This is a genomic window from Streptomyces sp. NPDC048462 (genome assembly GCF_043200175.1).
Taxonomy (GTDB): Bacteria; Actinomycetota; Actinomycetes; order Streptomycetales; family Streptomycetaceae; genus Streptomyces.
Genome location: NZ_JBICXG010000010.1, coordinates 147,047 through 164,164, shown reverse-complemented (window position 1 = coordinate 164,164; position 17,118 = coordinate 147,047). Strand labels below are relative to the sequence as shown.

Genomic DNA, 17,118 nt, shown 5'->3' with positions numbered 1-17,118 from the left:
GTGCGTGGGAAGCGTGGGGACCGTCAGCGCAGTTTCAGTTGTTCGCGGAGGTGCTTCACGTGGGCCTGGATGTCGCGTTCGATGCCGGGCTCCTCGGCGGGCGCCGGGTGGGCGGGTTGGCGGCAGGGGCCGCACAGGCCGTCTCGGAATGCTTCGGCCTTGCCGGGTGCGCCGCAGTCAGTGCACTCGACCATCAGCCGGGGGGCTGACGTGTCGCCCTGCGGGGCGGGGGCTGCGGCGGCGGGCCGGTGGGGCGGGAGCTTGGTGATGAGGCGCTTCCTGACGAAGCCGAGCGGTGAGTCGACGGTCGCGGGCAGTCCTGCGGTGACGGCGTGGACGAGGTAGTCGGCGTCCACACCGCGTGCGAACCATTCGGCGGCCGACGCCTCCAGCTCCCGGCAGTCGTCCTCGGAGAGCCCCAGGCGCCTGTCGGCAGGGCCCAGCCGGGTCAGGGCCAGGTAGGCGGGTGACGCGTCTGCCGGGGCGGTGCGCTGTGGGGGTACGACCGGGGCGGGCGCAGGTGTCGCGGGGGCTGCGGGTTCGGCCGGGACCCACGGGGGAGGGGGTGTGGTCGGTGCGGGTTCCGGCTGTTGCAGGCGGTGGCCTGCTTCGGCGGTGAGGAAGGTGTTCCACCACTCGTTGTCGCGGGCCGTGCGCGACCAGAAGGTGCGGGTGACCCAGCGGACGTTGTCGCCGTCACCGACCGCGCATCGCGCCTGGCGCAGGTGTCCGGCCACGCCCAGGGTCCGCAGCGCGCTGCCCACGGCCATCTGCCCGTACAGGGGCTGGCACTTGGCGAGGGACTTGATGTTCATTGCCGAGCCCTCGGGGAGCTGGTCGACGTATCCGGCGATGTACCGCTCCCGCTCCGGCAGGAACGCGAAGTCGTCGGCGCGGGGAGGGTGCTGGTCCGGGACGGAACGCTTTCCGTAGCCGGGGCTGGCCTTCGGGTACGGGGCCGGGGCCGGGACTGGGGGCGTCGGCGGGGCGGAGCTAAGGTTCTGGGTAGCCACGAGATCGCTTCTTTCGATCTTGGGGTGAGACCCCGGCCGGTGCGTTCAACACCGTGTCGGGGTCGTTTCGTTGGGGGCACGGTAAGCAGCCGCGACGCTGCGCCGCAAGTCGGTCACAAATAGTCACACTTGCTCGCCGTTACGGGTCAGGGAGGTAGGGAGGTTCTCCCAACCTCTTTCTTCTACCTACCGGTTGTCAGACATCGCTCGGATCTCGGAGCCCGGATCCCGACCCTCGGATCCCGAGGTTCGAGACTCGGGGCGCCGCTCCGTCACGTACCCACGAACGAGTGAACAGGCCTCCGACGCTCGACGCCCGGGGCTCGACACCCGAGCGCCGAGCCCCGAGCTTCGAGCCCCGAGCATCGGAGGCTCGTACTCGGACTGTGCCCAGCCCAGGTGGCCGGTCAGTTGCCGACCCGTAGGACCGCCCTCGGTGCGCAGCTCGCGAAGCCGCATACCGAGGGCGACCCGCGCCTGTTGGAAGTCGGTGCTCACATGCCGGGCGGTACCTCAGCGCTGAATGCTCGATACGGTGTGCCGAAGTGCCAAGCGGCGTCCCGTACCTGGCAGGCGCGAGCCACCTGCGCCGGCTCGGTGACCAGCTCCACTCCGGTCAGTTCGTCGTCGACGTCGACGTGCAGCAGCGCGATCACCCGCGAGTCGAACAGCCAGGCGTCCTCGCAAGGAAGGCCCAAACGGTCGGCGTCCGCACGCCAGAGGTACCGGATGTCCTCACCGACGGCACAGTTCCGCTCAGCGTTGTCGAGCAGATACCGACGGAGCCGACGAGCTCCGGTTCGCGCCGGACGGCCGGCGGCTGGTCGGTGCCGTGTTCCGTCTGCCCGAGGAATCCGCTTCTGCCGAGGACTCCGCCCGCGTCCCCACTGCGCCTGCGGTAAGTCCGGGCGGGCTTCGCGCGGACGAGGTCCGGGACTTCCGTCACAAGATGTGCACGGTGCTCTGCCGTTCTCCTGAGGATGCCGTGCTGACGTGCCTGCGTGACCTCGACATCCTCGACGAGCCACTGGATGCCCGCATCGGCATCGCACCCGACGTGGCGCTTCTGGTTCAGCACGGCGCCGTCATCGGGTGGAGCCTCACCGATCCGGCACGGTACTTGACGACTCCGTTCGCCGTATCCGACTCCGCCCCGCCGGCCCTTGCCACGCGTCGGCTGCTCACCGAGTGCCTGGACCTGATCACTCAGCCGGTGATCTGCGACGTGGAGGATTCCGACCCGGCCGCCCTGGCCAGGCTCCGGGGGGCCGACGACGCTCTGCGTAACCAGACCGAGGACCGCGACCGGGCTGATGCCCTTCGCACGCTCATCGCGCTGCTTGTCGAGGATTACGCGACATGACCGCGAACTGGTCGGTGGTGTTCGTGAGCAAGGTGGGCCCAGGGGTGGGCCGGCGGTGAGCCCGCGCGGGCTCTTGCGGCTTCCGGTCAATATGAAGGTTTCTGGCGTCGAGGGTTGCAGCCTGACCGAGGTCTGCACTATTCGTACCAGCGGAGCCGTCGGCGTCGTTGTGTGGTCAGCCGAAGTGGAGGTCCCACACAACGTGCGGCAAAGCGTCCGCAGGTTCCTCGATGCGGGGCACAGCCTTCGGACCGCTGCCGGTCATGAGTGCCGATCCGGTTTGGAGGGCCTCCAGGACCGAAATGAACATATGGGACATGCTGTCCCACCGCTTTACCCCGTTCAACCCGATGGACGGGTCCAGCTCCAGGACGGCTCCGTATTCACCGTCCGGCCGGTGATCGACGACGAGCTGGCCCCCTGTGTGGTTCATCGCAACCGGCAGCCATCGCTCGTCCGCCTCCAGACCGACGATGAATTCCTCGTCGCCCTCTTCGACGGCCCGCTCGACCTCCTCAACCATGCCCGCTAGTCCTTGCGACATGCCGGTCACCCCAAGGAGCGGAAAGTCCCGGGGGATAAAGGCGCCCGCCGCCGGGACCGGATCACGCTGTGAGCCGTCGTGCACGGACAGCCAAGTCAGCACGTCCTCGTGGATGCGGAAGCGCCCCGCAGCCAGGGCTGCGGCTCGTGTCGGATCCGCCGGCGGCATCAACTGCCGGTGGTCGCCCGGAGCATGCGCCGCCAGCCACACGTCGAAGTCCGCCAGGATGCTGCGCAGTTGCACGTTTCTTGTCCCTCAATCGGTTTCAGTGCGTGGAAGGTTGACGCCCCTGTTGCCGAACCGTGGACCTGCTCATGCCACGGTGCGACAGTGCAGCAGTATTCTCGCCGTGGTGTCCACGCGGGCTCACGGGCGGGGAAGGCGGCGCGACATGGAGGAACTGGGGGACGGCGACCCGCGACAGATCGGCGGGTACCGGTTACTGGGGCGGCTGGGGACGGGCGGCATGGGCCACGTCCACCTCGCCCGCTCGGACCGGGGCCGCACGGTCGCGGTCAAGCTGGTGCGCGAGGAGCTGGCCTCGCAAGAGGAGTTCCGGGCACGGTTCCGGCGCGAGGTGGCGGCGGCGCGGCGGGTCGGCGGACCCTGGACGGCGCCGGTGCTGGACGCCGACACCGAGAGCGCCGTTCCGTGGCTCGCCACCGGCTATGTCGCCGGTCCCAGCCTCCGGCAGGTCGTCGGACGCGACCACGGCCCCCTGCCCGAGCGCTCGGTACGCATACTGGCCGCCGGCCTCGCCCACGCCCTCCAGGACATCCACGCCGCCGGGCTCGTCCACCGCGACCTCAAGCCCGCCAACGTCCTCCTCACCATCGACGGCCCCCGCGTCATCGACTTCGGCATCGCACGCGCCCTGGACGCGGCCGCCGATGGCGGCCTCACCCGCGCCGGCACACTCCTGGGCTCCCCCGGGTTCATGGCCCCCGAACAGGTCCGCGGCGACCGGATCACGCCCGCCTGCGACATCTTCTGCCTCGGCTCGGTCCTGGTCTACGCGGCCACCGGCCGGATGCCCTTCGGCACCACCCAGACCGGAGCACACGTGCTCATGTTCCGCGTCGCGGAGGAGGAGCCCGACCTGGAGGGCATCCCGGCGACCCTCGCGAGTCTCGTACGCGACTGCATGCGGAAGGACCCCGCCGCGCGCCCCGGTCTCGCGGAGGTCCTGCGACGCACGGGCGTGCAGGACACGGTCGCCGACGGCCGCTTGCACGAGCCGTGGCTGCCCGGCCCCCTGGTGGCCCAGCTCGGCCGGCACGCGGTAAGCCTCCTGGACACGGAGAACCCGGAGCTCCTGGCGCCCCCGCCGCCTCGTGACACGCCCCCGGCAAGTCCCCCGGCCCCGGAGGCAGTCTCGGCCCCGGAGGCAACCCCGCCCGCGGAACCGGCCGCGATGCCGTCGCCCCAGCCCCCGCCCCCGCGCTCCCGCAACCGCAAGCGGAGGCGCCTCGCGCTGCTGATCGTCCCCGTGGTCGTGTCGCTGAGCGCCGGGGGCCTGATCTACACCTTGACGAGGGGAGACGACGGCCACCGCACCGGTTCTGGGGACGGCTCGGTACCAACGGCGTTCGTGGGTGCGTGGACCACCAGCATCGACAACGATCACGGCAAGGCCACCCGTAGCCTGACCATCGGTCAGGGAGACGTGGGCAACAAGGTCCTCTCGCTCGTCGCTGACGGCCCCCAGAAGGACGGCAAAGGCACCTACCACTGCGTCTTCAAAGGCGCCCTGGCGCATGCGCCGAGTTCCAACGGTCCGGTGCACATCGACCCGACGACCGCAGTCGTCGCCGAGCCGGCTTCCTACTGCAAGCCGGGCAAACCCACCACGCTCACGTTGCTGCCGAACGGCACCCTGCGCAGAGCGAAGGACGACGGCGGGGAGAGCCTGACCTACACCCGCAGCCAATCCGGCGCCCAGGCGTCAGCTGCCGAGGACTTCTGCGAGTTCGCCGTATCGGGCAAGTTCAAGTCACCTCTGGAAGCCGAGTTCCCCACTGAGCGTGAGGACGGTCATGCCGCGACCACTTTCAACAGTGGCACCAAGCAGTACAGGGTCACCGGCGTCGTCTACGACCATGACTCCTCCGGCGCCAAGGTCCGCAAGAACTACGTCTGCGCCCTGACCACCAAGGGAATCGGTATCTGGCACGTCGACAACCTGGACATCGCCAGCCACTGAGCCGTCCTCAACCTGACGGGCCCGGCGCCCTCCACATCCTCATCGCGCAGCTTGCCGTGATCTACGCGGCGTGACTGCGAACCGGTCGCCGCGGTCCGCCAGGGGGCTCAGGACGCCTTGACCGACTCGATGAACGGAGTCCAGGCGGCCGCGTGCACGACGAGCGCGGGGTCGTGGGGGCGCTTGGAGTCGCGTACGGGGACGAGGCCGGGGAGCCCGTCTGCTACCTCCAGGCAGTTGCCCCCGCTGCCGTTGCTGTAGCTGCTCTTGTGCCAGGTGACAGCGCTGAGGTCAAGGTTGGTGCTGGCCATGGCTGTACTCCTCGGCCGCCTTTTCGATCAGGGCGAGGGACGCCTCTGGCGGCAATGCGGCGGCCCTCAACCGATCGTAGGCCTTGCGGTACAGCTTCACGAGCGCCGGATCATCGATGGTCTGACCGTGGTAGGGACCCTCGGTGTAGACCAGCGGCGGCTCGCTGTCGAAGCCCATGAGGAACAGTGGCAGCTCGGTGAACGCGCGGGTCGGGCCGTTCCACGGAAGGATCTGTACAACGATGCGTCCGCGCCGCGCCAGGGCTGCGATGTGGTCCAACTGCTCGGCCATCTCCGCAGGCGCAACGATGGAATGCTGCACCACGGATTCGTGCAGCACCACCCAATATTCAGGGCGCTTGGGGTCGTCGAAGAGCTTGGCCCGTTGCAGTCGGACGTCGACCTTGGCGTTTGCTTCCTCCGACGTGTCCAGCATGTGCGTGGACCGGACGACGCTGTGGGCGTATGCCCTGGTCTGGAGTAGCCCGGGGATGAGGGTCCCGGACCACTCGTCGATGGCGGCGGCGCGTGTCTCCGCTTCCGCGATGTTGGCGAAGAATGCAGCGTGAGCCCCCTGCCTCGCCCTCCGTACATCCTCGCAACGCCGCTGGAAGAACCCGTCCGTCTTCAGCACCCGGTCCACGTGCTGTGCCAGCTCCACCGGCATGCGCCGGTGCCCGTGCTCGATCTCGCTCAGGTACGTGATGCCGAAGAAGCTGCCGTCCACCAGCCTCTCCAGGGTCAGGCCCGCTTCCTCCCGTTTGAAGCGGAGCTCGTTCCCGTAGAACTGCGGGACTCCCGCCGAGCCGTCGATTTCCTTGCGTGTGGCCACCGCTGACCGCCTTTCGCGCTGCGCTCTGTGGAGCGGAATCGCCTTCCACCGTAGAGGTCCGTACGGCAGCGTGTGAGGTGTTCGTCACAGTCAGCAACGAAGGGTGTACGGCTCCTCATGGACGAGAACATGGACGGCGCGACGCGGGACAGGCATGACTCACCCACGTACGACATCGTCGAGGACATCGACGCGCTGCGCGCCGCGCTGGCCGCGCACGGCATCACACTGCCGTCCCTCGGCGTCGATCCGCTGACGCTCGCCGGGTGGACGAAGCACCCGCCGCTGGTCGCGCTCGGCAACTGCACGGTGGTGACCGCGCGGCGGCTGTCCGAGGCGCTGCGCGCGGGGGCCGGGGGATGACGGTGATGCCGTTCACGGTGGAGCTGCTCGCCGTGCCGGAGGCCGTACCGGAGGTGCGGCGGATGCTGCGGTGGCGGTTCGGGGAGGTGGAGGTGCCCGATCTGCTGCTCTGCGTCAGTGAGTTGCTGACCAACGTGATCGTGCATGTCGGTGCGGGGGCGCCGGTCACGTTGCGCATCAGCGGTACGGGGTCCGGGCGCATCCGGGTCGAGCTGAGTGATCCCGCGCCGGGGGTGTGGCCGGCGATACGGTTCGCGGCGGGTGACGCGGAGACCGGGCGCGGGCTGTTGCTGCTGGACGCGTTCGCGCTGCGGTGGGGCGTGGAGCAGGGGCCGTACGTGAAGACGGTGTGGTGCGAGCTGCGGGCGCCCGCCGTGGGGGAGGGGCTCGTCGTCAGGCGCGGGCGTGAACGCCCATGCCTCCAGCGACGGTGAGGTCGTTGCCGGTGATGTAGCCGGCGGCGTCGGAGGCGAGGAAGGCCACGGCCTCCGCGACGTCGGAGGGGGTTCCGGCGCGGCCGAGCGGGATGTCCCGGGCCCAGGTGTCGATCATGTCCCGGGAGACGCCCAGCTTGTCGTAGGCGGGAGTCTCGATGAGGCCGGGGCTGACGGTGTTGACGCGGATGCGGCGCGGGGCGAGTTCGAGCGCGAGGGACCGCATGAGGGGCAGCAGGGCGCCCTTGGCGGCTGTCATGGCCGCCCCGAGTCCTTCGCCCGCGCCCACGGTGCAGACGACACAGGCGCCGTCGTTGAGGAGCGGGAGCGCTTTCTGCAACGTGAAGAAGTTGCCCTTCACGTTGATGTCGAGAAGGGCGTCGAAGGCGTCCTCGTCGGTCGACTCGATGGGGCCGGGGCGGGAGACGCCCGCGTTGAGAAAGAGCAGGTCGAGGGAGCCGAACCGCTCCCGTACCTGGTCCATGGCGTGGTCGATGTCCGGCAGGGACCGTGCGTCGGCCCGGACCGCCGTGATGCCTTCGGGGAGCCGGGCGTCCGCGACGCTGTCACGGCCGGTGACCATGACGCGGTAACCGCGTGAGTGGAGCAGTTCGGCGGTCGCCCGGCCGATGCCGCTGGTTCCGCCGGTGATCAGGGCTGAGGGTGCGGGCATGGCGTGTCCTTTCGCATGGGTGCGCCGATACGTACGGCCACTTCTGGCAGCGTACGACAGATTGGCAGTCACTGCCAAGCAGGGTGCGACTGCCAGGATGGCAGTGCTGGGATAGCCTGGCGGTATGGAGCAGGAAGCCAAGAAAGCGAAGGGGTCCGCGCCCGCCACGCTGTGGGCCCGGACGCGGCAGCTGGCCTCTCAGGAGATCCTGGGGACCGCTCTGCGGCTGTTCACCGCGCAGGGGTACGACGAGACGACCATCGCCCAGATCGCCCGGGAGGCCGGGGTCTCGCAGCGCACCCTGTTCCGCTACTTCGGCACCAAGGAAGAGCTGCTCGGCGGCGGGCAGGAGCGGTTCGGGCAGGTCCTGGCGGATGCCGTCGGCGGGCAGCCCGCCGAGGCCGATGTCTGGGAGGTCCTGCGCGCGGGGATCGTCGCCGTGCTCGCTCTGCACGAGAGCCGCGAACAGGCCCTGGAGCGGTTCCGCCTCCTGCACCACACGGCCTCGTTGCGCGCCGGCTGGCTGGAGAAGCGGCTGCGGTTCCAGGAGGACCTGCTGCCGCTCGTCCGGGCGCGTCCGGGCCCTGCGGCCGACGGCGCGGAAACGACGGCCCGCGCGGTGGTCGGGACGGCCTTCGCGTGCCTGGACGCCGCGTCGATGGCGTGGGTCGAGAGCGGCGGCGAGGGCGAGATCATGGACCTGTACGACGCGTGCCTGGCCGCCGTGAGGGGCTGAATCGCGACCGGTCAGTCAGTCGGTCGGTACGGGGCTGAACCGCGAGAGGCCAGTCGGTCAGTCCGTCCGGTTCCGGGTGGCGGTCCGGTGGTTCGCGGGCGGCCAGACGGTCAGCTGCGCCCCGTCACAACTGACCGTTCGCCCCGGGTACATGGCCTGGACAGCGGCCCGGTCCAGGCCGTCGATGTCGCCGCGCAGGATGACCGCGCCCGGCTGGTGGGAGACCCACACCGTGCCGACCGGCCACACCACGATGGTGTTCCCGCACCGGGTCACGTGCCGCCAGGGGTACGCCCTGCGGAGGTCCGCCAGCGCGCTGTCCCCGCGACCGTCGGCGTAGTCGCCTTCCAGGCACACGAGGGTGTGGTGGCGGCTCGCCCGGACGGTGCCGTCGGGCCACGGCCGGTCGTACGGGCGGGCGCCTAAGGCGGCGGCGTTGCGCCCGAACGGGAGATGTTCCGGAGCGCGAACGTATTCATGTGAGTCGGACACCGGGCAACCCCCAAGTCGCTTGTCACCTCGCAAGGTTGCCGAGCCCCCGAGGCTTTGCTTGAGGAAAGCTATAAGATTGCTTACGCGAATGGCAAGCCGTTTTATGGGCCCTGATTCGCGACGGCCCGGCGTCGTTCGGTGTCGCCGGGGTCGCGCATCCGTGCTTGGGGTGCAGCTCCTGGCGTGGCTCAGGAGTGGTTCTTCGGCCGACACGAGTGACGCAATATCGTGTGTTGCGCGCTTGAGGGGCATGGGAGCAATGGCTTGTTTGGGACGGTTGGTCGGTCCTGCGGTTGCGTGGATTATGGAGCCCGCGCTACGCGCTGCGCGCAGCTTCCAGGGGATGGGGACTCATGGCATTGGATGAGTGGGAACGGTTGAAGGCACAGACAGCGGAGCGGCGTTCGGCACAGATCCAAATCAATCAGCATCCCGTCGATGGCGGTACCGGTGGCCGGAAGGGGGAGGGCGATGAGCTACGCGTCAACCACGATTCGCTTGATGGGAACTCAAACTTCCTGATCGAACTGTCGGGACTCCTGTACGAGGGGCGGCCCGACGGTGACCTGTGCATGATGGCGCGCGCGCCGCGCTCACATCCGGATGTTGCGGCGAAGGTCGATCGGTTCGCACGCTTCGCGGACGACCAGTACCAGGACGTGACGTCGCTGCTCGCCGCGTTGTCCACGCGGCTAAGGGAGGCGAATGGCGCGTTCGTCGATTACGAGGGTGAGGTTGTCGGCGGCATGATGAATGCCATTCTCGAGCTGGGCCAGTACACGGCTCCGGAAGACAGGTGAGTCTTATGGCATACACCTACCAGCAGGACGTCCGATTCCTTGAGGACTGCAACGCTGCTCTCGTGGAGCGCAATGCCCTGGAGTTCAAGAGGCTGCGTGAGCTGCTGCTCGATGTTGAGCCGGGTGCGAAGCGGGCTGCCACCCAAACGCAGTGGGTGAGCGAGAACCGCGAGCCGTACGACAACCGGCTCCGCGAGGTACGTGATCTGATTACGCACCTCGCTGACGGCTACGACAAGGCCCAGAGCGCGCTCCTGCACTATGCCACGGCGCTCGAGACCGCCAAGTCCCACTACGGGGACGGTAAGTCTGCGGAGCAGACACTGGCCGGTCTCATCTCACAGGTGGCAAGTGCCGTAACACGTGAGGCGTTTGAGGCCGGTCCGATGCATCAGTGGGAAGATCTGCGGGGCACGACCGGGATCCTGGACTGGGCCGCCGAGCTCACGGTGGACATTGACGACATCAAAGATGAAGCGAACCGCGCTCACGACCAGGCCAGTGAGGCTTATGGCCGCGCAAAGAGTGCCGAAGGCACAGCCAGAGACGCGTGTGTGGCGGCACTTGACCAGGCATACAAGGCGTTACCCGACTTCCGTGGTGGAGATTTTGTTGACGCGAAGAGCCTGATCGATGCTATGCCTGCGCTCCGGTCCGAGGTTGCCGAGGCCCGCAGTGACTCCCTGACACACCTTCCTGGCAGTGGTCCCAAAGCGGAGTTCACCAAGACAGTGGGGAAGGACGATGTGTCGCCCTCCCTCTGGGACATCAGGATGCGCCTTGCCGAGCTCCCAGAGGCCACCGACGCCTACTGGTCCACACCGAGCAACGCTCAGGACCGCCGTGAGTGGATCGCGGCGAACAAGAACATCATCTCCGCGGCAGCGCGACGATCCGGCCTCCCATCCGACATGATCGCCGGCATCGCCTGGCAAGAAGTAGGCGGGCAATGGGGCTGGATGGACGATGCCAGCGACACCATCCGTGAACTGGGTGAGGACGGATGGCTGCCCGGCGTTCCGGAGCGCGTGTATCCCCGGCTCGTTGGCTCGCCGGACGAAACGTCCTTCGGCCCGATCGCCATCCAGATGAGGCGCGCGGCGGAGGTCCTCGGATACGATCCCGCAAACCTCACAGAGGGGCAACGGGACACCATCGAGGCATCGCTCCAGGATCCCGGACAGAATATTTTCATCGCCTCCGAGTATCTGGCCATGCTCAAGGAAGAAAGCAGCTTCGCCGACGTACCGGCGGACGAAATGACACGTGAACAGCACCAGGAACTCGCCGCTCGGTACAACGGAGGCCCCTACTGGCAAAGTGACGATGCACAGGCTTACGGTCGTGGCTTTGACATCAACCTGGACGAAGCGAGGAGTGCTCTGAAGTGACCGGCGCACTAAGAGGGCCGTGGGGAGTGCTCCTCGTCCTCGCGAACCTGCTCAGTTCCTACATCGCGTACGCCGCACTGATGATTCAGCCGCAAGGTGCCTGGGACAACAGCACCCTGACGGGGATCGAGACCGCGACGGCGATGCTGATCACGCTCAGCGTCGTCACCTCGCTGGTCACTCTTTTCCCCGTGCGGCGTCGGAACCTCAGCTATTGGTGGCTGGCACCTCCGCTGGTCTTTCTCGTGGCAGGTGTAGTACGTCTGCAGTACATCGAGCACACCTACCCGATGGGCCCCGGCGGCTGAGCGACAGGGGCGTGGCGCTTCGGCCCGGCACCCTCTACCGAGGCGGCAGCGGCGGCCGTCTCCGGTCCGGGACCGCGTCGTACGTCGGCGGGGTCGCCGCGAGGAGGTCCAGGGGCATCCAGAGCGTGTCGTCCAGGACCGCGTGCCCGCCCTCCGCCCAGTCCAGGAGGTATGCAGGGCCTCCACGTCGGAGGCTTGCTTACGCGAATGGCAAGCGATTTCGGGAGCCGCGACCGTCCGGGGCGGGCCCGGGGCTTCCCGGGTGCGCCCCTTCGCGTCGCGTCGTGTGGCGTCGTCAGTCGGGGGTGACATCCGTCCGGGGTTCCCGCGGGCCCCGGAACGGCAGTGTCCGGCTGAACACGAGGTTGGTGGTCGTGCTCCCGAACTCGGCCAGCGCGTCCACGATCTCCTCCAGGTGCGCCATCGAGGTGGCCGCCACCTTCAGCACGTAGCAGTCGTCCCCGGTGGTACGCAGGCACTCCAGGATCTCCGGACGCTCTCGGAGCATCCGGCGCAGCGGCTCGTGCCGGCTCCCCGGGTACTTCAACCGGACCACCGCCAGCGCCACATAGCCGGCCCGTTCCAGATCCACCTCCGCCCGGTACCCCGTGACGACCCCGGCCGTCTCCAGCCGCCGCACCCGTTCCGTCGTCGCCGAGGCGCTCAGATTCACCCGCCGCGCCAGCTCGGTGAAGGCGATCCGGCCGTCCCGCTGGAGCTCGTCCAGGATCGCCCAGTCCGTCGAGTCGAGATTCCCGGTCATCCGGTCAGATTACCGGGAGATCCACGGGTGAACCGCCCCTGAACAGGCCGGAATCCCTTCAGGTGCCGGGTGCGGCCTGGCTAGGCTCGACGGTGTGAAGATCGGCGTGAACGTCCCCAATTTCGGCCCCGGCACCGACCCCGGAGTACTGCGCGACTGGGCGCAGACCGTGGAGGGCCTGGGCTTCGACCTGCTGATGATCTCCGACCATGTGGCCATCACACCCGATGTCGCGGAGCGGTATCCGGCCCCCTTCTACGAGCCGTTCACCACCCTGTCCTGGCTTGCCGGCCTCACCACCCGGGTCCGCCTCGGCACGACGGTCCTCATCGCCCCGTACCGGCACCCCTTGCTGACCGCCCGGATGGCGGCCAATCTGGACGCGCTCAGCAGCGGCAGGTTCGTCCTCGGTGTCGGAGTGGGCTGGGCGCGGAAGGAGTTCGCCGCCCTCGGTATCCCCTTCGGCCGACGGGGCCTGCTGACCGACGAGGCCCTGCGCGATCTGCGGGAAGCCTGGTCCGACACCGCTTCCTACGGAAACCTGAACATTCCGGTGTGGGTCGGCGGCAACAGCGACGCGGGCCTGCGCCGGGCCGTTCGGTTCGGGGACGCCTGGCACCCGCTGCGCCCCACGATGCCCTGGTCGCGGGAGGCGGTGGACCGGCTGGCGTCGGCCGCGCACGAGCGGGGCGTGGCCGCGCCCGCCTTCGCCCCACGGATCGCGCTCCGGCTCACCACGTCGCCGGTCACCGGCCCCGAACGCCTCGCCGGTGAGGGCGCGATCGACCAGATCATGGACGACCTCGACGGGTTGCGGCTGCTGGGCGCCGACACGGTCGTCCTCGACCCGTACCACGGCGACCCGCGCGAGACCTGCCGCCCGCAGCCGGCCCGGCAGGCTCTCGCCACAGTGGCCGCGCACATCACCCCGACCCGCGCCACGACGGAGCAGCGATGAACACGACGACCGACGGTCACACCCTCCTCAGGCGGGCCATCGCCCTCGCGGCCGAGGCGCGCGAGAGCGGCAATCCGCCGTTCGGCTCGCTGCTGGCCGCACCGGACGGGACGGTCCTGGCGGAGGAGCGCAACACGACGCTCACCGACCGGGACATCACCGCCCACCCGGAACTGAAGCTCGCGCGCTGGGCGGCACGTGAGCTGGACGCGGCCACGGCGGCGACCACCACGATGTATACGAGCTGCGAGCCCTGCACGATGTGCGAAGCGGTCATCCGGCAGGCGGGGCTGCGCCGGGTGGTGTTCGCCCTGTCCGGTGAACAGCTCCTGGACATCCGGCCGGGCAGCGGGCGCCCGCCCGTGCCGCAGGACGGGCCGGTGCTGCCGGCGGAGGCGCGGGCGGTGGTCGAGGGCTACTACCGCTGACCGGTGCGTGTCCGGCCGCCGGGGGCACGGCGGCCGGCGCTTGAGGCACTTGCCCGCCCCGGGACCATCCGCGAGGGACCATCCGCGATACGTGCCGCACTGCTTCGGCTCGGCGCTTCCTACCGCGGCGGCAACGCCGGCCGCCTCAGGTCCGGGACCGCGTCGTACGTCGGCGGTGTCGCGGGCGGGGTCGCGGCCAGGAGGTCCAGGGCCATCCAGACCGCGTCGTCCAGGACGGCGTGCCGGCCCTCCGCCCAGTCCAGGGGGGTGCGCAGGGCCTCCACGTCGGGGGAGACGCCGTGGTTCTCCACCGACCAGCCGTAGGCGTCGAACCACGCGGCGTTCATCGGGACCGTGATCACCGTGCCGTCGCCGAGGCGGTGGCGGCCGGTCATGCCGACGACGCCGCCCCAGGTGCGCTGGCCGACCACCGGGCCCAGCTTGAGCAGGCGGAACGCGGCGGTGATCATGTCGCCGTCGGAGGACGTCGCCTCGTCGGCCAGGGCGACCACCGGGCCCCGGGGGGCGTTGGAGGCGTAGCTGACGGGCTGGGCGTCACGGGTGAGGTCCCAGCCGAGGATCGTGCGGGTGAGCTTCTCGATGACGAGTTCGCTGATGTTGCCGCCCGCGTTGCCGCGCACGTCCACGATCAGGGCCTGGCGGGAGACCTCCAGGCGCAGGTCGCGGTTGAACTGGGCCCAGCCCGAGCCGCCCAGGTCGGGGATGTGCAGGTAGCCGCAGCGGCCGTCGCTCAACTCCCTTACGACCTGGCGGCGTTTGGCCACCCAGTCCTGGTAGCGCAGCGGGCGCTCGTCGACCAGCGGGACGATCGCGACGCGGCGGGAGCGGCCCGCGCCCCCGGCCGGGCTGAAGGTCAGCTCGACCGTGGTGCCGCCCGCCGCGGAGAGCAGCGGGTAGGGGCCGGTGACCGGGTCGACGGGGCGGCCGTCCACGTGGGTGAGGACCGCGCCCTCCCTGATGCCCGTACCGGCGAGCGGGGAGCGGGCCTTGGAGTCCGAGGAGTCGCCGGGCAGGATGCGCTGGACGGTCCAGTCGCCTTCCCGGCAGGCCAGGTTGGCACCGAGGAGGCCCATCGCGCGTTGGTAGTGCGGCGGGCCCTCGTTGCGGCGGGCGGGGGCGACGTAGGCGTGCGAGGTGCCCAGTTCGCCCAGGACCTCGCGCAGCAGATCGGCGAACTCGTCCGGCGTGGCCACCCGTTCGACCAGCGGGCGGTACTGGTCCAGGATCGCTTCCCAGTCGATGCCGCACATGTCCGGCTCCCAGAAGTAGGAGCGGATGATGCGGCCCGCCTCGGCGTAGGCGCCCCGCCACTCCGCCGCCGGGTCGACGTCGTGCAGGATGCGCCGCAGGTCCAGGTAGACCGTGGAGTTGTTGTCGCCCGGCTCGGTCGAGGGGACGGCGCGCAGTTCCCCGTCGTCCATCACGACCAGCCGGGAGGCGTCACCGCTGACGGCGAACCAGTCGAGGTGGCCGACGAGTTCGGTCTTCCTCGCCTTGGCGATGCTGAAGTGCTCCAGGGTCGGCCGGCCCGACATGTCCGCCGGGTTGGCGAAGGTCTCCCCGAGCGCGCCGGAGATCGGCCAGCGCAGCCAGACCAGGCCGCCGCCACTGACCGGGCAGAGCGCCGAGTACTTGGAGGCGGCGACCGGGAACGGCGTGACCCGGCTCTCCAGGCCCTCGAACTCCACGGTGACCGTGGACCCCTCGGCCGCGCCCGCCTCGTCGGAGTCCAGCGGGTCGAGGCCGCCCGCGGCCGGGCGGCCGTCGGGGGAGAGCGCGAAGGGGGAGGGCGTCGCGGAGGAGAGCGGGACCAGGTAGGGGCGGCAGCCGAGCGGGAAGGACAGGTCGCCGGTGTGCACGTCGTACACCGGGTCGAAGCCGCGCCAGGACAGGAACGCGAGGTAGCGGCCGTCGAGGGTGAAGACGGGGTTCTCGTCCTCGAAGCGGCCGTTGGTGACATCGACGATCACGGGCGATCCGGCGCCCGTGATCCGGGCGAGCTTGATCTGGCGCAGCGAGCGGCCGATGCCGGGGTGCGACCAGGTCAGCCAGGCCCCGTCCGGGGAGAACGCCAGATCGCGGACCGGTCCGTTGACCGAGCGGATCAGTTCGACCGGTTCGCCGTCGGTGTCCTCCTCGACGTCCAGGAGGAGGAGGCGCCCGTCGTGCGAGGCCATCGCGAGGATCTCGCCGTCCGGGTCGGCGATCAGCTCCTGGACCCGGCCCACCCGGCCGGAGGCGAGCCGGCGCGGGGCGCGGTCGCCGCTGGCGCGCGGCAGGTAGGCGATCTCGATCGCGTCCTCGCCCTCCGCGTCCGTCACGTACACCACCTGGCCGCCGCTGCCGAGCATCTCCGGGAGCCGGACCCGGACGCCGGGGGTGTCCGCGATGGTGCGGGCGGGGCCGTCGCGGTGGGTGAGCCAGTACAGGCTGCCGCGCACCGATACGGCGCTGGCCCGGCCCGTCTCGTCCACGGAGAGCGAGTCGACGTGGCTGGAGGCGGGCACCTGGTAGCTGCGCCGGCCGGCCCGGGGGCCGCCGAGCCGTACCTCCAGTCTGCGCGGCACCGCGTCGGGCGACTCCAGGTCGTCGGCCAGCCACAGCTCGCCCGCGCACTGGTAGACGACCCGGTGCCCGTCGCTGGAGGCGTGCCGGGCGTAGAAGGCGTCGTGGTCGCTGTGGCGGCGCAGGTCCGTGCCGTCGGGCAGGCAGGAGTAGAGGTTGCCGACGCCCTCGTGGTCGGAGAGGAAGGCGATCCGGCCGGCCACGAACATCGGTGAGCCCAGGTGCCCGCCGATGTCCGGGAGCAGCCGCTCGCCGTGCAGCCACAGGCGCCCCGTCGCCCCGCCCCGGTAGCGCTTCCAGGCGGCGGGCTCGTGCGGTGGGGTGCCGGAGAGCAGCAGGGTGCGGCGCTCCCCGCCGATGTCCGCGACGGCGATGTCGGAGACCGGCCCCCAGGGCAGCCTGCCCCCGGGGCTGCCGTCCGTGGGCACGCTGTATGCCCAGGAGAAGTACGAGAACGGCTGCCCGTGCGAGGAGACGGCGAGGATCTGCGCGGCGTCCCCGGCGTCCGGGGTCCAGCCGCAGACGCGGGCGTCCGTCGACCCCCAGTGGGTGAGCCGGCGGGCCGGGCCGCCGGTGACCGGGGCGAGGTGGATCTCCGGGTCGAGGCTGCGCCAGGTCGTGTACGCGATCCGGGTCCCGTCGGGGGAGAAGCGCGGATGGCTGACTCTGGTGCGGTCGACCGTCACCCGCCAGGCGCGTCCGGGGCGCTCGCCCTCCGGGGCGAGGGGAGCGACCCAGAGATCGTCCTCCGCCGCGAAGCAGAGGAGATTCTCGTGAAGGTGCGGGAACCGGAGATACGAGACGTCGTCACTCACCCCCCAATGCTTTCCGCGTGAGCGGGCCGCGGCAACTTGTGGTGCGGAACACAAGCGAAACGATTTCGTTTCGCTCGGTGCCCGGGGTACCGTCGAGGTGTACGA

The 17,118-nt window shown here is 69.9% G+C and carries 18 protein-coding genes and 1 pseudogene; 10 read left to right on the top strand and 9 right to left on the bottom strand.

Annotation, left to right across the window (positions count from 1 at the left end; all coding sequences use genetic code 11):
* Positions 1-23: 23 nt before the first annotated feature.
* Both ACGFU6_RS18950 and ACGFU6_RS18945 read right to left on the bottom strand, forming a co-directional pair.
* Positions 24-1,013: a MarR family transcriptional regulator gene (locus tag ACGFU6_RS18950; RefSeq protein WP_393612133.1), complete on the bottom strand. Its 990-nt coding sequence runs from the start codon at positions 1,011-1,013 to the stop codon at positions 24-26.
* Positions 1,014-1,507: 494 nt separating this feature from the next.
* Complete coding sequence (locus ACGFU6_RS18945) at positions 1,508-2,041, bottom strand: DUF6879 family protein (RefSeq protein ID WP_393612131.1); 534 nt, start codon at positions 2,039-2,041, stop codon at positions 1,508-1,510.
* On the opposite strand from ACGFU6_RS18945, the gene ACGFU6_RS18940 reads away from it, so the two are divergent.
* Positions 1,963-2,376: a hypothetical protein gene (locus ACGFU6_RS18940; RefSeq protein WP_393612289.1), complete on the top strand. Its 414-nt coding sequence runs from the start codon at positions 1,963-1,965 to the stop codon at positions 2,374-2,376. The two genes, ACGFU6_RS18945 and ACGFU6_RS18940, sit on opposite strands and share 79 nt — an antisense overlap.
* 175 nt (positions 2,377-2,551) lie before the next feature.
* Here ACGFU6_RS18940 and ACGFU6_RS18935 read toward each other — a convergent pair whose 3' ends face one another.
* Positions 2,552-3,163 carry a hypothetical protein gene (locus tag ACGFU6_RS18935; RefSeq protein ID WP_393612129.1) on the bottom strand — a complete coding sequence of 204 codons (612 nt, stop codon included), beginning with the start codon at positions 3,161-3,163 and terminating at the stop codon, positions 2,552-2,554.
* A 148-nt stretch (positions 3,164-3,311) separates the two neighbouring features.
* Here ACGFU6_RS18935 and ACGFU6_RS18930 point away from each other — a divergent pair.
* A pseudogene (locus ACGFU6_RS18930) lies at positions 3,312-4,844 on the top strand (serine/threonine-protein kinase); the annotation flags it as partial.
* A 386-nt stretch (positions 4,845-5,230) separates the two neighbouring features.
* On the opposite strand, the gene ACGFU6_RS18925 reads toward ACGFU6_RS18930, so the two are convergent.
* Together ACGFU6_RS18925 and ACGFU6_RS18920 are read right to left on the bottom strand one after the other, a co-directional pair.
* Entirely contained in the window at positions 5,231-5,434 is a 204-nt protein-coding gene (locus tag ACGFU6_RS18925) for a DUF397 domain-containing protein (protein WP_393612128.1), read from the bottom strand.
* Positions 5,415-6,266 carry a helix-turn-helix domain-containing protein gene (locus tag ACGFU6_RS18920; protein WP_393612126.1) on the bottom strand — a complete coding sequence of 284 codons (852 nt, stop codon included), beginning with the start codon at positions 6,264-6,266 and terminating at the stop codon, positions 5,415-5,417. The genes ACGFU6_RS18925 and ACGFU6_RS18920 overlap by 20 nt, the downstream gene beginning before the upstream one ends.
* 117 nt (positions 6,267-6,383) lie before the next feature.
* Here ACGFU6_RS18920 and ACGFU6_RS18915 point away from each other — a divergent pair, with 117 nt between their 5' ends.
* Together ACGFU6_RS18915 and ACGFU6_RS18910 are read left to right on the top strand one after the other, a co-directional pair.
* Positions 6,384-6,629 (top strand): hypothetical protein, encoded by a 246-nt coding sequence (locus ACGFU6_RS18915; RefSeq protein WP_393612124.1) that lies wholly within the window; start codon positions 6,384-6,386, stop codon positions 6,627-6,629.
* Positions 6,630-6,634: 5 nt separating this feature from the next.
* Positions 6,635-7,063, top strand: a complete 429-nt coding sequence (locus ACGFU6_RS18910) for an ATP-binding protein (RefSeq protein WP_393612122.1) — start codon at positions 6,635-6,637, stop codon at positions 7,061-7,063.
* Here ACGFU6_RS18910 and ACGFU6_RS18905 read toward each other — a convergent pair.
* On the bottom strand, positions 7,023-7,736 hold the full coding sequence (locus tag ACGFU6_RS18905) for an SDR family oxidoreductase (protein ID WP_393612121.1): 714 nt from the start codon (positions 7,734-7,736) through the stop codon (positions 7,023-7,025). The genes ACGFU6_RS18910 and ACGFU6_RS18905 overlap by 41 nt on opposite strands.
* Positions 7,737-7,860: 124 nt before the next feature.
* Here ACGFU6_RS18905 and ACGFU6_RS18900 point away from each other — a divergent pair, with 124 nt between their 5' ends.
* The gene (locus tag ACGFU6_RS18900; RefSeq protein ID WP_393612119.1) at positions 7,861-8,472 is read left to right on the top strand and encodes a TetR/AcrR family transcriptional regulator; all 612 of its coding nucleotides are present in this window, start codon (positions 7,861-7,863) and stop codon (positions 8,470-8,472) included.
* Between the two features lie 57 nt (positions 8,473-8,529).
* Here ACGFU6_RS18900 and ACGFU6_RS18895 read toward each other — a convergent pair whose 3' ends face one another.
* On the bottom strand, positions 8,530-8,964 hold the full coding sequence (locus tag ACGFU6_RS18895) for a hypothetical protein (protein ID WP_393612117.1): 435 nt from the start codon (positions 8,962-8,964) through the stop codon (positions 8,530-8,532).
* Between the two features lie 353 nt (positions 8,965-9,317).
* On the opposite strand from ACGFU6_RS18895, the gene ACGFU6_RS18890 reads away from it, so the two are divergent.
* From ACGFU6_RS18890 to ACGFU6_RS18880, 3 genes are read left to right on the top strand one after another with little or no spacing between them, the layout of a single operon-like run.
* Positions 9,318-9,764, top strand: a complete 447-nt coding sequence (locus ACGFU6_RS18890; protein WP_393612116.1) for a hypothetical protein — start codon at positions 9,318-9,320, stop codon at positions 9,762-9,764.
* Positions 9,765-9,769: 5 nt separating this feature from the next.
* Positions 9,770-11,155, top strand: a complete 1,386-nt coding sequence (locus ACGFU6_RS18885) for a hypothetical protein (protein ID WP_393612114.1) — start codon at positions 9,770-9,772, stop codon at positions 11,153-11,155.
* A complete protein-coding gene (locus ACGFU6_RS18880) occupies positions 11,152-11,463 on the top strand; it encodes a hypothetical protein (protein ID WP_393612112.1) in 312 nt (103 codons plus the stop codon). The genes ACGFU6_RS18885 and ACGFU6_RS18880 overlap by 4 nt, the downstream gene beginning before the upstream one ends.
* Positions 11,464-11,758: 295 nt before the next feature.
* On the opposite strand, the gene ACGFU6_RS18875 is transcribed toward ACGFU6_RS18880, so the two are convergent.
* Positions 11,759-12,226 (bottom strand): Lrp/AsnC family transcriptional regulator, encoded by a 468-nt coding sequence (locus tag ACGFU6_RS18875; protein WP_393612111.1) that lies wholly within the window; start codon positions 12,224-12,226, stop codon positions 11,759-11,761.
* 94 nt (positions 12,227-12,320) lie between these two features.
* Here ACGFU6_RS18875 and ACGFU6_RS18870 point away from each other — a divergent pair, with 94 nt between their 5' ends.
* Together ACGFU6_RS18870 and ACGFU6_RS18865 are read left to right on the top strand one after the other, a co-directional pair.
* On the top strand, positions 12,321-13,184 hold the full coding sequence (locus tag ACGFU6_RS18870) for an LLM class flavin-dependent oxidoreductase (protein WP_393612110.1): 864 nt from the start codon (positions 12,321-12,323) through the stop codon (positions 13,182-13,184).
* Positions 13,181-13,612: a nucleoside deaminase gene (locus ACGFU6_RS18865; protein WP_393612108.1), complete on the top strand. Its 432-nt coding sequence runs from the start codon at positions 13,181-13,183 to the stop codon at positions 13,610-13,612. Before ACGFU6_RS18870 ends, ACGFU6_RS18865 begins: the two co-directional genes overlap by 4 nt.
* Before the next feature lie 119 nt (positions 13,613-13,731).
* On the opposite strand, the gene ACGFU6_RS18860 is transcribed toward ACGFU6_RS18865, so the two are convergent.
* The gene (locus tag ACGFU6_RS18860; RefSeq protein WP_393612106.1) at positions 13,732-17,013 is read right to left on the bottom strand and encodes a S41 family peptidase; all 3,282 of its coding nucleotides are present in this window, start codon (positions 17,011-17,013) and stop codon (positions 13,732-13,734) included.
* Positions 17,014-17,118: the final 105 nt, after the last annotated feature.

Bases quoted from the DNA above. Each gene is read 5' to 3' on its own strand.
- ACGFU6_RS18940 (WP_393612289.1), top strand. From the start codon at position 1,963: ATGTGCACGGTGCTCTGCCGTTCTCCTGAGGATGCCGTGCTGACGTGC.
- ACGFU6_RS18925 (WP_393612128.1), bottom strand. From the start codon at position 5,434: ATGGCCAGCACCAACCTTGACCTCAGCGCTGTCACCTGGCACAAGAGC.
- ACGFU6_RS18915 (WP_393612124.1), top strand. From the start codon at position 6,384: ATGGACGAGAACATGGACGGCGCGACGCGGGACAGGCATGACTCACCC.
- ACGFU6_RS18910 (WP_393612122.1), top strand. From the start codon at position 6,635: ATGCCGTTCACGGTGGAGCTGCTCGCCGTGCCGGAGGCCGTACCGGAG.
- ACGFU6_RS18905 (WP_393612121.1), bottom strand. From the start codon at position 7,736: ATGCCCGCACCCTCAGCCCTGATCACCGGCGGAACCAGCGGCATCGGC.
- ACGFU6_RS18900 (WP_393612119.1), top strand. From the start codon at position 7,861: ATGGAGCAGGAAGCCAAGAAAGCGAAGGGGTCCGCGCCCGCCACGCTG.
- ACGFU6_RS18890 (WP_393612116.1), top strand. From the start codon at position 9,318: ATGGCATTGGATGAGTGGGAACGGTTGAAGGCACAGACAGCGGAGCGG.
- ACGFU6_RS18885 (WP_393612114.1), top strand. From the start codon at position 9,770: ATGGCATACACCTACCAGCAGGACGTCCGATTCCTTGAGGACTGCAAC.
- ACGFU6_RS18875 (WP_393612111.1), bottom strand. From the start codon at position 12,226: ATGACCGGGAATCTCGACTCGACGGACTGGGCGATCCTGGACGAGCTC.
- ACGFU6_RS18865 (WP_393612108.1), top strand. From the start codon at position 13,181: ATGAACACGACGACCGACGGTCACACCCTCCTCAGGCGGGCCATCGCC.